The organism is Dyella sp. 01L423, from assembly GCF_056399945.1.
Map to the genome: position 1 here is coordinate 175,344 of NZ_JBFTSI010000008.1, position 14,317 is coordinate 189,660.

Consider the following 14,317-nt stretch of genomic DNA (forward strand, 5'->3'; position numbering starts at 1 on the left):
ACTCTTGCATGCCGAAATTACTTTCACGGAATGCCCGCTCCAGCACAGCCGCCATCGCGTCGTGAATCGTTCGTCAATTCCGCTTTTTAGACGAACGAAATTGCGCGCACAGGGTCATGCTCGGCCTATTGCTGATACAACGCGCGAGTACGCTGCAACGCGATGATTTGAATGGCGTGCATGAAGTCGTCACGATCCAGCGCACGTTTTCGCGTCGCTCTCGTTGTGGCCCGGGCAAACGCCTTCCACACTCGCCTGGTTTTCGTGGGATGTCATCGCGAGCAGGTTTTCTAGCTCCCTCTCGCGCCGTTCTAGGGTGACGTTTACTGCAATGGGATCGTGTCGCCAGTGTGGCGGCGCGACGGGCGACTTCGCTTTACGCACAGCGCGAATCTCAAAGGAGGTCATGCAGGGGAAACAGCTGTGGCTGATCGAAAACGGGGGGCTTGTTCTCAATGGATCGCATCAGGGAGACATTGCATGAAACACGAGCACCTGAACCTGCTAGGGGCCATGACCCTGGCCCTCGCAGGCTTGCCGGTGGTGGCATCGGCACAATCGAACACCGCGCAAAACGCAGCGCTGGCTGGCATCAACACGACCGAGGCGCCCAGGGTGACGCAGGCGGTCGATAGCCGCGCGACATCCACCTTGCAACGCAGTCATCTGAGCCTGGTCGACCGCGCCACGCCGGCCAAGGCAGTGGACGACGCGGCCGCGATGAATCACATGAACCTGATCCTGCAACGCAGCGCCAAGCGGCAAGCTGCACTGGATGCATTGATATCCGCCCAGCACGATCCGGGCTCGTCGAAGTTCCGCCAATGGGTGACGCCCGAGCAGTTCGGCCAGACCTTTGGCGTATCCGACGCTGACATTGCCGCCACCAGCGCATGGCTGAAATCGCAGGGCTTCACGGTCAATGGCGTCTATCCGAACAAGATGCAGATCGACTTCAGCGGCAACGCTGGGCAGGTGAAGCGCGCGTTCCACACGCAGATGAACCAGTACACCATCAACAAGGCGGCGCACGTGGCCAATGCCAGCGACATCAGCATTCCACAGGCGCTGCAAAGCGTGGTGGCGGGCGTCGCCGGCCTCAACGACATCCATCCTCAGGCACAGCACACGGCGCCGAAGCTGGGCCAGTTCGATGCGAGTTCGCAGCGCTTCAAAGTGCAGCAGCCCAAGACGGCCGCAGCGGGCATCACGCCGCAAGCCGTCAGCTTCACCAATGGCTCGCGCGGCCTGGTGCCGTACGACATGGCGAAGATCTATGGCACCGACAAGCTCTATGCGAGCGGGCTGACCGGTAGTGGCATCACCATTGCACTGGTCGAAGACAGTTCGATGGTGCCTGATGACTGGACCAACTTCGTCAGCCAGTTCGGGCTGACCAGTTACGGCGGCACGTTCCAGCAAATCCAGCCGCAGGCGACCGGCTTTACCAACTGCATCGACCCGACCATCAACTTCCCCGGCGAAGACGACTTCGAGGCCTTGCTCGATGCCGAATGGTCGACGGCGATGGCGCCTGGCGCCAACATCTGGCTGGCCAGTTGCGACGATTCCAATGCCACCAACTTCTTCGGTGGCGTGGTCACGGCAGCGACCAATCTGATCAATGGCAGCAACCGTCCCAACATCATCAGTGCCAGCTACGGATACGGCGAAGGCTTCGTCGATGCACCGAGCAAGGCGGCGATCGACCTGATGTGGGCGCAGGCGGATGCGGAAGGTATTTCCGTGTTCGTATCCAGCGGCGATTCGGGCTCCAACCCGAGCTTCAACGGCTTCTTCATCAATGGCGCGGGCATCGATGCGAATGCGTTTGGCACCTCGCCCAATGACACCGTGGTCGGCGGCACGGATACGGCCGACATACTCGACGGCAGCACGAAGAAGTATTTCAGCCCGACCTTCAACGCCCAGTACGGCTCGGCGCTGTCGTATGTGCCGGAAATTCCGTGGAACGAATCCTGCGGCAATGAGGTAGCAGCAAAGTCGCTTGGTTATGCGACGTCGCTGGCGTTCTGCAAGGCGTATCTGCAGTTCGATCCCAATGGTTACTACATCACCTCCGAATCGGGCAGCGGCGGCCCGTCCTCGGTCAATGCCAAGCCCGCCTGGCAGCGGCTGGTCTACAACACCGCGAAGGATCAGTCGCGCGACGTACCCGACGTGGCCTTGTTCGGTGGTTCGTACGGCGGTTCGACCTGGGTGATCGTGTGCTCCTACTACTATCCCTGCACACCGGGATTCACCGGTAGCACGGCGCTAATCGGTGGCACGTCGCTGTCGTCGCCGATGTTCGCCGGCATCCAGGCCCTGATCGACCAGGGCCTCGAGGCCAAGGGCTTGTCGCCGAACCAGGGCAATGCGGCGCCGACGCTCTACACGCTCGCTGCCGATGAGTACGGTGGCCCGAAGGGCGCACAGCCTGCCACGCTGGCGACCTGCAACTCGGACAATGGCGCCAAGGGCACCGGCAAGTGCGTGTTCCACAATGTCACGCGGGGCAGCATCGCCACGCAATGCGTGCAGCAATTGCCGGACGTGGTGACGCCCGACTGCTACTACTACGGCACGCTGCCGAACTCCTACCTCGGGGCGATCCAGGTGGGCCTCACCTCAAGCAATGCCAACAAGTACAACGCCAACACGGAAGCGTTTGCGGCACAGGCGGGCTGGAGCTTTGCGTCTGGCCTGGGATCGGTCGACGCCAACAACCTGCTGAAGGCGTGGAAGGCCTTCGTCAACGTGAAGTAAGGGGAGTCCCTCGACATCCCCGGCGTTGCGCCGGGGATGTTGTTGCTGAGGTCAGGCTGCCTGCGATAGCGGCAGCGGCTGGTCGCGCAGCGCCGCCAGCAGGCGCGCGCAGGCTTCGCGACGAAGCATTTCGCGGCGTCGGAACGCGGAGCGATGCTTGCTCTCGACCTGCAGTTCGCTGCGCTCGGGCTCAGTGGCCGGCAGGGCGAAGAAACCGTCCGGCTGCAGCACGCCCTGGCACTCTTCCCAGAAACTGTCGTAGTCGGCCTTGATCTTGTCTGCTTCGCCTGCGAACGGATGCGCGAGGTTGCTGACTCCGCGGATCTGCGTGGCGCCGGCAAACGAGCCAAAGGCGAGCAGCAGCGAATGCAGCAGGTTCTTCGGGCGCAGTCCGTAGCATTGCTTGGTCAGTTCGCGCACTGCTTCGCGCCCCAGTTCAGCGGCGGCGCCCTGCAGGCAACCAATCAGCAGCGTGCGGCCTTCATCGGTGATGCTGAAGATGGCCGACGACAACACCTGGCCCTGCGTGTTGCTCAGGCACAGCGCCAGCTCGCCTTCGCGGCTGCGACCGGTCGGACGACGCAGTTCCAGTTGCAGCTCGCTGCTGTCTTTCAGTGCGAGCGTTCCCCAGCGATAGCTGCCAAGCAGGTAAACCGCGTCCACCATCGCTGCAGGCAGCTGGCCAAACACGAAGCGATAGTGCTGGCTGACAATCGACATGCGCTCGGCACGCCCAACCCGACGATTGATGTAGTGGTGATGCCAGCGCTCATGCAGGCGCGGATCGTGCGCCAGGATCGAGGTGAGACGCGGCGACCCATACAGCTCGGCCAGCCACGCGGACTGGCGACGCGCCATGCGGATACTGCGGGCAACGTATTTCAGGCCGGCGGCGAGGCGCTTTGAGGGCGAGCCACGCCAATCGCGGCGTTGGCGCAGCGAGCGCAAAAACAGCCGGAAAGTCATGTTGAGGGGCGGGTCGTGGGGATAGTCGGCAGTCTTTTTACCCGCACAGACTGTCATTTATCTGTCGGCGGGTAGGTAGGCTTCGTGCAAGGTTTTAGTAGACCGACGGGCTGCCTTCGGGCCGGGTCTTGAAGCGCTTGTGCACCCACAGGTATTGCTCGGGCGCGGCGCGCACCATGTCCTCGATGCACACATTGACGCGTGCAGTGTCATCGAGCGCATCCTTGCTGGGCAATGCATCGAGCGGAGCGCCCAGCTTCAGCGCGTAGCCCGCGTTGCCGGGCAGGCGACGGTGGTAGAACGGAATCACCACGGCGCCGGACATGCGGGCTAGGTGATGCGTCGCCGTGATGGTGGCGGCCGGCACGCCGAAGAACGGCACGAACACATTGTCCTTGCTGCGCATGTCCTGATCGGGCGCATACCAAAGCGTGCCGCCGTTGCGCAGATGCTTCACGGTGCCGCGGATATCGTCTTTTTCGAACATCGCTTCGGCGTAATCGAGTCGCGCACGCAGCACCACCCACTCGAACACCGCCGAATCCATGCGTCGATACATGCCCGAAATGCGGATGCGTTGGGAAACCAGCCGCGCGCACAGCTCCAGGTGCGAGAAATGCCCGCCCACCAGCAGCACGCCCTTGCCCTGCGCACGCGCCGTTTCGAGATGCTCGAGGCCTTCGATGGTCACCGGCACGTTGGCGATCGCGCGCTCACTGCCCATCCAGCCCAGCGCGAACTCCGACATCATCAGGCCGATATCGCGCAGATGGGCATCGACCAGCTTGGCTTGCTCTTGCTTGGATAGTTCGGGAAAGCACAGCGCGATATTCACTTCCGCCACGTGCCGCCGCGGCGAGGGCACGCGTTGCACCAGCCAGCCCAGTCCACGGCCAAACGCCATCAGCCAGGGGCGCGGCAGGCGGGCGATCAGCCAGATCACGCCGGCACCCAGCCAGGCGGGCCAGTGTGTGGGCGTGAGCAGGGAGCGGGTGAAGCTGGGACGAGGCATGCCGGGCATCGCCCGCATTGTAGGGAACAAGCCAAAACGAGGCGAGCCAGGGCGCAGGGCAGGGCCCGTGCGCCCGAGCCGATATACTGGCGCACCTCGATCGATGGGCTCTCCGTTGCGCTACATCTACACCCTCGCCATGTACCTGGTGACGCCGCTGATTGTGTTGCGGCTGATGGCGCGTGGCGTGCGCTATGGCGACTATCACAAGCGCTGGCGGGAACGCTTCGGCTTCTTCGAGGCCTCGGGCGTCACCGGCAGCCTATGGGTGCACGCCGTGTCGGTGGGCGAGGTCAACGCAGCCGAGCCGCTGATCAAGGCCTTGCAGGCGGACTATCCGAACGCGCCCCTGGTGGTGACCACGGTGACGCCCACCGGCTCCGAGCGGGTGCGCCAGTTGTTCGGTGACAGCGTGTTCCACGTGTACCTGCCGTACGACCTGCCGTTCTCGGTGTCGCGCTTCCTCAAGCGGGTACGGCCGCGACTGGCCATCATCGTGGAAACCGAGATATGGCCGAATCTCTACTTTGCCTGCCGCCGCCGCAGCATCCCATTGATGATCGTCAACGCCCGCCTGTCCGAACGCTCGCTGCGCGGCTATAAGCCATTGGGCAACCTGGTGGCGCAGGCCATGCGCTGCGTGTATCAGATCGCCGCCCAGTCGCTTACCGATGCGTCGCGCTATCGCGCACTCGGGGCCGACCCGGACAAGATCGTGGTCACCGGCAACATGAAGTTCGATATGCCGGTGCCCTATGACGCCGAACGCAAGGGTGAAGAGCTGCGCCAGCAGTGGGGGCATCTGAGGCCCGTCTGGATCGCGGGAAGCACGCACGAAGGCGAAGAGCTGCCGGTGCTCGAAGCCCACCTGGAAGTGCTCACGCGCTGGCCCGATGCCTTGTTGCTGATTGCGCCCCGGCATCCCGAGCGCTTCAAGCTGGTGGAAAACTCCGCGCGAAGCCTGGGTTTCACGGTCGGTACGCGCAGCGCCGATCGCGTGCCGTCGGCGGCTCATCAGGTCTTCGTGATCGATGCTATGGGCGAGCTGATGCCGTTCTACGCCGCCTCCGACCTCGCTTTCGTGGGCGGCAGCCTGGTGCCCATCGGCGGCCATAACGTGCTGGAACCTGCCGCACTTTCTACGCCCGTCCTGGTGGGACCCAACACCTTCAATTTCGAAGAGATCACGCTGACGCTGATTCGCGAAGGCGGTGCGTCGCGCGTGAACAGTGCCGAAGAACTCGGCCCGGTGGTGCTGCAACTGTTGCGCGATCCGCCGCAGCGCAGACGCATGGGCGACGCGGCGCGCATCGTGTTCGACAGCGAGCGTGGCGCCGTCAAGCGCGTGATGGGCATGATCGACGACCTGCTGCAGGAATAGACGTCCAGACGTCTGCAGGGCCCTGACGCGACAAGGCCGGGACTTGCCCGGCCTTGTCGTTTCCAGCTCAGGTGATGCGAGTTACTGCAGCATCGAGTTGACCATTTCCACGTCTTTCACGTCGATCGAGCCGGCCGACTGCTTCAGCTGCAGCTGATCGAGCACCAGCTGGTGGCGCGACTGCGAGTAGCTGCTTTCGGCCTGGGTCAGCGTCTGAATCGCGTTCAGCACGTTCAGCATGGTCTGCGTACCCACGTCGAAGCCGGCGCGGGTGGCTTCCAGTGCCTTCTGGCCGGAGTCGACCGAGGCCTTGTTCGCTTCCACCTGGCTGATGCCGGCGGCGACCGAGCGATAGAAGTTCAGCGTGTCGCGGACTACCTGGCGACGCGTCGACTCCAGCGAGTCCTGGGCTTCATCGCGCTGGTAGATCGACTGGCGCACGCGGGACTGGGTGGCGCCGCCGGAGAAGATCGGCACGTTCACCGAGAGGCCAACCGTGGTGCCGTACTGGCCGTTGCCGCGGAGGCCGGCCGCACTGGCCTGCTCAAACCAGCTCGTGCTCTTGCCGCGCGTGACCTGGGCGTTGAGCGTCGGCAGGTGGCCGGCGCGAGCGGCGTCGATGTCGTGCTCGGCGGCCTGCACGCTGTACTGGCTGGCATGGATGCTTGCATTGGACTGCAGCGCAGCCTGCACCCAGGCGTTCGGATCAGCCGGGTCCGGCGGCGTCAGCGGCAGATCCTCACGCAGCTTCTTGAGCTCGCCTACCGGCTTGCCGGTGATCTGGGTGAGCGCTTCCTTGGCGTCGTTGAGCGTGTTCTGTGCGGCGACAGTCTGCGCCTTGGCCAGTTCGTATTCCGACTTGGCCTGATAAACGTCGGTGATGGCAGACAGACCCACCTTGAAACGCTGGTCAGCCTGGTCGTAGGCCTGCTTGAAGGAGTCTTCGCTGGCCTTGGCGAAAATCAGCGCATCCTGGCTGGTAAGTACGCCGAAGTAAGCCGTGGTGACGCGCACGTAGAGGTTCTGCGCGGCGGCGTCATAGGTCGCGTCCTGCGAGCGGGCCGCCGAGCGGGCAGCCGCCAGGTTGGCCCACTGGCTGAGGTCGATCACCGTCTGGTTCAACGTGGCCGACAAGGAGCGCGTGCGCGTATGGCCGAGATCGGGATTGGTGACCGTGTTGTTGGTGATATTGCTGCCCGTCGACTGCTGTTGCAGACCATAGCTGCCATTGATCTGCGGCAGCATCAACGCACGCGCCTGGGCAACGCCTTCGCCGGTAGCAAGGCGCGTGGCTTCCGCCTGCGACAGCACCGGGTCATTGGCGCGGGCTTCTCGGTATGCATCCAGCAAGTCCTCGCTGTGGCCGGCCAGCGGGAACGCCGACAGGGCCAGGGCGAGGGTCAGAAGCTTCAAGCGCATGGGTTGCCTCATGTATGGGGAAATAGGTTCAAAAAACGAAGCGACGCGGCGGCTCGGCGTGCTTCAAATAGGGCAGGTCGGTCTCAAACAGCGATTCTTCGCGATAGCGACCATTGCCCTCGTGGGTGAGCAGGAGCACGTGCTGCACCGGCGATTCGCCGCGCACCACCAGCAGGCGGCCACCGGGCTTGAGCCAGCCCAGGAAACGCTGTGGGATCTGGTACACCGCGCCGGTGACAACCAGTGCGTCGAACAAGCCGTTCGCCTGCCATCCGTTCACCGCTTCGCCAACTTCCAGCGTGACGTTGGCGATGCCTGCGCCGGCGAGGCGCTGGCCCGCAGCAGTGACGAAATCGGCATGGATATCCAGGCTGGTCACGTGGGCAGCGAGCTTGGCCATGCAGGCGGTCAGGAAACCCGAACCCGTGCCGATTTCCAGCACATGGTCGTTCGCGGTCAGTTCCAGCGCCTGCAGCACGCGGCCTTCGACCACCGGCTTCATCATCACTTCGCCATGGCCCAGCGGCAGGCACAGGTCGGCAAAGGCCAGCTTGCGGTGCTCAGGGGCAACGAAGTCCTCGCGGCGCACGCTGCCCAGCACGTCGAGCACGCGGGCATCCAGCACCTCCCAGGGGCGCACCTGGTTTTCCACCATGTTCACTCGCGCCTGTTCGAAGTTCATCGCCATGTTGCTTGGGTCCTAATGCAAATCGGAAAAAAGGCTAAAAAGGATAAGCGCTTAGCCATCTTCCGACAATGTGCAAAGCCTGCGGGTTCGTACCAACGCCACGAAGTGCCGGAAGTCATCGCGCTTGGTTGACGGAAGTCATGCGTGGCGCGGTGTCCGCGGACACTTCGCCATGCAAGGTTACGCACTACGTCGATGTTTCCCCGTACGCGCGGCCACCGTCTGACCAGGGAGCCGCGTGAGTGCATCTTGCATGGCCTGATGCAAGGATGCGTCAAGGCGCTGAATCCGGGCCCGGGGCGAGAGGCTGCCGCGGCTCTGTGCCGCGACCTCCAGCCAGGCCAGCCAGCGGGCGATACGGCTACGTTCAGTGGGGTCAAGCCCCGACAGGGCGGCGCGCGCCACGAAGGCGGCCCGGCGCGCTTCCGCAAGGCCGGGTTCAAGCCAGCTGGCAAGCGAACGCTGGGCGAGTCGATACGCCGGGCTGAGGGAAAGTTCTGCGATAGTGGTGGACATAAGGGAAGCCGTGTATCTTGGCCATGGAAAATAACTAAACCGTCGCGTATACTAAACGGGCGTTATCCATTTGTGAAGCCATTTGTGAAGGTATAGCCATGAGCACGATCCCGCAGACCAAGCCTCAGGGGCCCGGCCGTCCCAAGGACATGGAAAAGCGCGCGGCGATCCTTGAGGCCGCCAAGGGTCTGTTCATCCGCAATGCCTTTGCCGGAACCAGCATGGACGCGGTGGCGGCAGAGGCCGGTGTGTCCAAACTCACCGTCTACAGCCACTTTGGCGACAAGGACAACCTGTTCCGCGAGGTGATCCGCGCGCGCATCCAGGACCTGATCCCCGAAGACACCTACCACTACGACCCCGTCGAAGACATCCGGGTCGCGCTGGAGCGTATCGCCCTGCATCACGTCCGGCTGGACTGCGACGTGCAGAACGTGGGCACGTTCCGCGCCATTCTCAGCGACTGCCGCCAGGGCAATCCGCGCTACGGCAAATTGCTCTGGGAAGAAGGCCCGGACCGCACCAATGGTCTGATGAAACGCCTGCTGCAACAGGCCGTTGACGACCGCAAGCTGGATATCGCCAACGTGGCCCGCGCCGCCGGCCAGTTCATCTCGCTGATCAAGGGCGAAATGCTGTTGCGCCGCATGTTCGGCTGCGAAGAATGCGCCCAGTCCTATGCGGCGGAGCTGGAGCAGACCGCCCGCGACGGCGTGGACATGTTCCTGCGCGCCTATCTGCCGCGCTGAAGTCCCTTGATTCACCTCGTCTGGAGGCCGTCGCACTCGCGGCCTCCCTCGCTTCGTGCTCAAATAGCAGCTTGAGGCGGGGGTGCCGGCAACAAGTCGGCTGAGAGAGTCCCTTCGAACCTGATGCGGCTAGTACCGCTGTAGGGAGCTTCGCCGCAATGCCGTAAGGGTATTGCGTCCGGCGCCGTCCGCTTTTGTTGATATGCGATTCCTTTCGCAAAGACCCGCGCACCCCTGTGCGGACTTCTCACAAAAGCCAAGTCCCCTTGGGGACCGCTGTAACCCCGGACGGACACTGCCGATGAATGCCCTGCCCAATGACCTTGCGCGCGCCGCGCAGGAACTCTCCGAAGCCGTGACGCGCCCGATTCCGGGCTCGCGCAAGATCCACGTGCAGGGCAGCCGCCCGGACATCCAGGTGCCGTTGCGCGAAATCTGCCAGGCGCAGACGCCAACCCTGTTCGGGGGCGAAGAGAATCCGCCGATCACTGTGTACGACACCTCCGGCCCGTACACCGACCCCGACTACAAGGTGGACCTGGTCACCGGCCTGCCGGCCCTGCGTGCCACCTGGATCGCCGAGCGCGGTGACACCGAGCAGCTCAGTGGCCTCAGCTCCGCCTTTGGCCGCCAGCGCGCTGCCGATCCCAAGCTCGATGCCTTCCGTTTCACCGCGACGCGCGCGCCGCATCGCGCCAAGGCCGGCGCCAACGTGACGCAGATGCACTATGCCCGCCAGGGTATCGTGACGCCTGAAATGGAATACATCGCGATCCGCGAAAACCAGCGCATCGAGGCGCTGCAGGGCAGCGCGCTGCGCACCCAGCATCCGGGCGAATCGTTCGGCGCGGCCCTGCCCAAGCTGATCACGCCGGAATTCGTCCGCGACGAAGTGGCGCGCGGCCGCGCCATCATCCCGGCCAACATCAATCACCCGGAAGCGGAGCCGATGATCATCGGCCGCAACTTCCTCACCAAGATCAACGCGAACATCGGCAACTCCGCCGTGTCTTCCGGCATTGCCGAAGAGGTGGAAAAGCTGGTGTGGTCGATCCGCTGGGGCGGCGACACCGTGATGGATCTGTCCACCGGCAAGCACATCCATGAAACGCGCGAGTGGATCATCCGCAACTCGCCGGTGCCAATCGGCACGGTGCCGATCTACCAGGCGCTGGAGAAGGTCAACGGCGTGGCCGAAGACCTCACCTGGGAAATCTTCCGCGACACGCTGATCGAGCAGGCGGAGCAGGGCGTCGATTACTTCACCATCCACGCCGGCGTGCTGCTGCGCTTCGTGCCGCTGACCGCCAAGCGCGTCACCGGCATCGTCTCGCGCGGTGGCTCGATCATGGCCAAGTGGTGCCTCGCGCATCACAAGGAAAACTTCCTCTACACGCATTTCGAAGACATCTGCGAAATCATGAAGGCGTACGACGTGTCCTTCAGCCTCGGCGACGGTCTGCGTCCGGGTTGCATTGCCGACGCCAACGATGCCGCGCAGTTCGGTGAGCTCGATACGCTGGGCGAGCTGACCCAGATCGCCTGGAAGCACGACGTGCAGGTGATGATCGAAGGCCCCGGCCACGTGCCCATGCAGCTCATCAAGGAGAACATGGAGCGCCAGCTGGAGAAGTGCCACGAGGCGCCGTTCTACACGCTGGGGCCACTGACCACCGACATCGCACCGGGCTACGACCACATCACCAGCGCGATCGGCGCGGCGATGATCGGCTGGTTCGGCACCGCCATGCTCTGCTATGTGACGCCGAAGGAGCACCTGGGCCTGCCGAACAAGCAGGACGTGCGCGACGGCATCATCGCGTACAAGATCGCCGCCCACGCGGCCGATCTGGCCAAGGGCCATCCGGGTGCGCAGGTGCGCGACAACGCCCTGTCGAAGGCGCGCTTCGAGTTCCGCTGGGAAGATCAGTTCAACCTCGGCCTCGATCCGGAAAAGGCCAAGGAATTCCACGACGAAACCATGCCCAAGGATGCACACAAGAGCGCGCACTTCTGCTCCATGTGCGGTCCGAAGTTCTGCTCGATGAAGATCACCCAGGACGTGCGCGACTACGCTGCGGAGCACGGCACCGGTGAAGAGTCGGCACTGGAAGAAGGCATGGCGGAGAAGTCCGCGGAGTTCCGCCAGCAGGGCTCTGAGGTTTATCACAAGGCCTGATGTTTCACCTCGTGCCGGCGGTCGTCCCCGCCTGCACGAGGTAGAGCACCTTGTGGGAGCGCACCCTGTGCGCGACGGCAACGCCGCGATGTAACGCTCCGTTGGTTGTCGCGCACAGGGTGCGCTCCCACATGGGGCCGCGATTGATTGGCGGCCTCACATCCACACCGCTTTTTTCACCTGCGTTTCGCGCGTCGCCACCTACGGTGCAGGTTCGCCCAGCCAGCCCGATGGAGCCACGTCCATGGCAGCCAAGCCGTTCCTCTCCGATATCGAAACCATCCGCAAACGCGCCCGCGAACATATCGACAATGGCGCGATTACGGCTGGCTATTCCGCCGATCGCGCGACCGTGGTCAAGATACTCAACGAAGCGCTGGCCACCGAAATCGTCTGCGTGCTCCGCTACAAGTATCACTACTACATGGCCAAGGGCATCCACGCCAAGAGCGTGGCCGCCGAGTTCCTCGAGCACGCGAACGAGGAGCAAGGGCACGCGGACCTCATCGCCGAGCGCATCACCCAGCTCGACGGCGCCCCTAATTTCTCGCCCGATGGATTGCTTTCGCGCAGCCACGCCGATTACGTGGAAGGCGACGACCTGGTCGACATGATCAAGGAAGACCTGGTCGCCGAACGCATCGCCATCGACAGCTATCGCGAGATGATCAACTACCTCGGTGCGGCCGATCCTACCTCGCGCCGCATGATGGAAGGCATTCTTGCGATGGAAGAAGAGCACGCCGAGGATCTTGCGACCTTGCTCGACAATCTCGGCAAGAAGGGCGAGCCGGCCAAGCCAGCCAAGGCGCGTCCCGAGAAGAAAGCCACCAAGCACTGAGCACAAGTCATCCCGCGGACGGGTACGTGCGTTGGAGAGACTTATTGCACCGGGAGACGCGCCATGGCGACCACGGACAAAGCCCGCCAGGGACATGGGCTTCTGAGGGCTGTACTGACCACGCTCGCGCTGGGCGTGCTGTTGGCCAGCGTGGTGATGGCCTGGTGGGTCCGCCGGGCCGATGACAGCGCCAGCATGACGGGGCAGGCGACGGTTTCGGCCGGCAACGGCAGCACGCAAAGCTGAAGCACCATCAAAAAAAACGCCGCCCGGAGGCGGCGTTTTTTGGCTTCGATCAGGCCTTCTTGTCGGCCTGGTAACGCTTGATGCCTTCTTCGATTTCGGCCTTCGCCTCATCGGCGCCGACCCAGCCTTCGATCTTGACCCACTTGCCCTTCTCCAGATCCTTGTAGTGCTCGAAGAAGTGGCCGATGCGCTCCAGCCAGTGGCCGGAGACGGACTTGATGTCCTTGATGTGCGCGTAGCCGGCAAAGATCTTTTCCACCGGCACCACCACCAGCTTTTCGTCGCTGCCGGCTTCGTCGGTCATCTTCAACATGCCGACCGGATGGCAACGGATCACCGAACCCGGCACCAGCGGCAGCGGCAGGATCACCAGCGCGTCCAGCGGATCGCCGTCGCCGCCCAAGGTGCCCGGCACGTAGCCGTAATTGCAGGGGTAACGCATCGGGGTCGACAGGATGCGGTCCACGAAAATCGCGCCGCTTTCCTTGTCCACCTCGTACTTGACGGGCTCGGCATCCTTGGGGATTTCGATGATGACGTTGATTTCGTCCGGAACCTTGCGGCCGGCGGGTACGAGATGCAGACCCATGAGCGTGTCCTTGGCTAGTCAGATGCAAAGACTTGAAAGGATACGTCAAAAACTGTGGCATCGCAGCCGCGGGGCGGCCTCACGCCCGGTTGCAGTTCAGCGTGAGACCGGGGTCTGCAGCGTACTCAGGCCTGATAGGGCCGTTCGCGTAACCACTTGGTGGCGATCCATTTTTCACCCTTGAGAACCGGCAGGCCGGCGTGCAGCGAGGCCTCGTCACCGGTGTCGTAGGCGAAATAGACGGCTGAACCGCGCATCGCGGTCACGGTGAGGCCGATGCGCGGAAAGGCCGTGCCGCCGCCTTCGTCGGGCGTATTGAGATACATCACGACGCTGGCGATGCGCTGGCCGCCGCGCGAGGTGACCGCCGAATAGCCGGGTTGATCGGGATTGAACCAGTCGAAATGCGGCTCGTATTCCTGGCCCGGCTGGTAGTGCAGGATCTGCAGGCCTTCACCGTGACTGACCGGGATCGCGAGCAAGTCGGCAATGCGCTGTTCGATCCGCTGCACGAGCGGCGTCTCGCCGATGGCGAAGAACATGCCCTGGCTGGTGCGGCGCTCATCGGTCTGGTGGCGGCCTTCGACGTCCACGGTGAGCGAACGCGCCAGCCGCGGCTTTGCTTCAGCGACCAGCTCGTCGCATTCCTGCAGGGTGAGCAGGTTTTCCAGCACGCGCACGACGGGCGCATCGGTGCTCACCGCAATGCGCACCGGGTGCCCGTTGACGGTCTCCACTGGTGCCTGCGGATGTCGCGTGCGCAGGCCCACGACCTTGGCTTTCGATGCGGCCATGACCGTGGCCAGCGGGAGGTTCAGTACCCGCGCGACAATCTGGCGGCTCTGCTCGCCGCCATAGCCGGCGTCCTTGAGCATCTTCAGCAGGTCGCTGAGACTGCAGCCGGAGCGGCTGGTGGAGAGGATCCATTCGCGCAGTTCGGGACGTATCGTGTGATGGTTCAT

Annotated in this window: 12 protein-coding genes and 1 riboswitch; of the genes, 6 read left to right on the plus strand and 6 right to left on the minus strand. The window is 63.6% G+C overall.

The window, feature by feature from the left end:
• Positions 1-480 precede the first annotated feature (480 nt).
• Positions 481-2,769 (plus strand): S53 family peptidase, encoded by a 2,289-nt coding sequence (locus AC1DMY_RS19080; protein WP_477166439.1) that lies wholly within the window; start codon positions 481-483, stop codon positions 2,767-2,769.
• A 51-nt stretch (positions 2,770-2,820) separates the two neighbouring features.
• Here AC1DMY_RS19080 and AC1DMY_RS19085 read toward each other — a convergent pair whose 3' ends face one another.
• Positions 2,821-3,735 (minus strand): VirK/YbjX family protein, encoded by a 915-nt coding sequence (locus tag AC1DMY_RS19085; protein WP_477166440.1) that lies wholly within the window; start codon positions 3,733-3,735, stop codon positions 2,821-2,823.
• 94 nt (positions 3,736-3,829) lie between these two features.
• Positions 3,830-4,747, minus strand: a complete 918-nt coding sequence (gene lpxL / locus AC1DMY_RS19090; RefSeq protein ID WP_477166441.1) for an LpxL/LpxP family Kdo(2)-lipid IV(A) lauroyl/palmitoleoyl acyltransferase — start codon at positions 4,745-4,747, stop codon at positions 3,830-3,832.
• A 103-nt stretch (positions 4,748-4,850) separates the two neighbouring features.
• Here lpxL and waaA point away from each other — a divergent pair, with 103 nt between their 5' ends.
• Positions 4,851-6,128, plus strand: a complete 1,278-nt coding sequence (gene waaA, locus AC1DMY_RS19095; protein ID WP_477166442.1) for a lipid IV(A) 3-deoxy-D-manno-octulosonic acid transferase — start codon at positions 4,851-4,853, stop codon at positions 6,126-6,128.
• A gap of 81 nt (positions 6,129-6,209) precedes the next feature.
• On the opposite strand, the gene AC1DMY_RS19100 is transcribed toward waaA, so the two are convergent.
• Both AC1DMY_RS19100 and AC1DMY_RS19105 read right to left on the minus strand, forming a co-directional pair.
• Positions 6,210-7,547, minus strand: coding sequence for a TolC family outer membrane protein (locus AC1DMY_RS19100; RefSeq protein WP_477166443.1), 1,338 nt, complete (start codon positions 7,545-7,547; stop codon positions 6,210-6,212).
• Between the two features lie 28 nt (positions 7,548-7,575).
• On the minus strand, positions 7,576-8,235 hold the full coding sequence (locus AC1DMY_RS19105) for a protein-L-isoaspartate O-methyltransferase family protein (RefSeq protein ID WP_477166444.1): 660 nt from the start codon (positions 8,233-8,235) through the stop codon (positions 7,576-7,578).
• 614 nt (positions 8,236-8,849) lie between these two features.
• Here AC1DMY_RS19105 and AC1DMY_RS19110 point away from each other — a divergent pair.
• The 4 genes from AC1DMY_RS19110 to AC1DMY_RS19125 all read left to right on the plus strand — a co-directional run bounded on the left by AC1DMY_RS19110 (position 8,850) and on the right by AC1DMY_RS19125 (position 12,766).
• Positions 8,850-9,500 (plus strand): TetR/AcrR family transcriptional regulator, encoded by a 651-nt coding sequence (locus AC1DMY_RS19110; RefSeq protein ID WP_477166445.1) that lies wholly within the window; start codon positions 8,850-8,852, stop codon positions 9,498-9,500.
• A 68-nt stretch (positions 9,501-9,568) separates the two neighbouring features.
• Positions 9,569-9,664: riboswitch (TPP riboswitch) on the plus strand.
• Positions 9,665-9,801: 137 nt separating this feature from the next.
• A complete protein-coding gene (thiC, locus tag AC1DMY_RS19115) occupies positions 9,802-11,679 on the plus strand; it encodes a phosphomethylpyrimidine synthase ThiC (protein ID WP_477166446.1) in 1,878 nt (625 codons plus the stop codon).
• 244 nt (positions 11,680-11,923) lie between these two features.
• Positions 11,924-12,520, plus strand: a complete 597-nt coding sequence (locus AC1DMY_RS19120) for a ferritin-like domain-containing protein (RefSeq protein ID WP_477166447.1) — start codon at positions 11,924-11,926, stop codon at positions 12,518-12,520.
• A gap of 63 nt (positions 12,521-12,583) precedes the next feature.
• Positions 12,584-12,766 (plus strand): hypothetical protein, encoded by a 183-nt coding sequence (locus AC1DMY_RS19125; RefSeq protein ID WP_477166448.1) that lies wholly within the window; start codon positions 12,584-12,586, stop codon positions 12,764-12,766.
• Between the two features lie 49 nt (positions 12,767-12,815).
• Here the strand turns inward: AC1DMY_RS19125 and ppa are convergent, their stop codons facing one another.
• Together ppa and AC1DMY_RS19135 are read right to left on the minus strand one after the other, a co-directional pair.
• Positions 12,816-13,355 (minus strand): inorganic diphosphatase, encoded by a 540-nt coding sequence (gene ppa, locus AC1DMY_RS19130; RefSeq protein ID WP_477166449.1) that lies wholly within the window; start codon positions 13,353-13,355, stop codon positions 12,816-12,818.
• Between the two features lie 125 nt (positions 13,356-13,480).
• Positions 13,481-14,317 (minus strand): 2OG-Fe(II) oxygenase, encoded by an 837-nt coding sequence (locus tag AC1DMY_RS19135; protein WP_477166450.1) that lies wholly within the window; start codon positions 14,315-14,317, stop codon positions 13,481-13,483.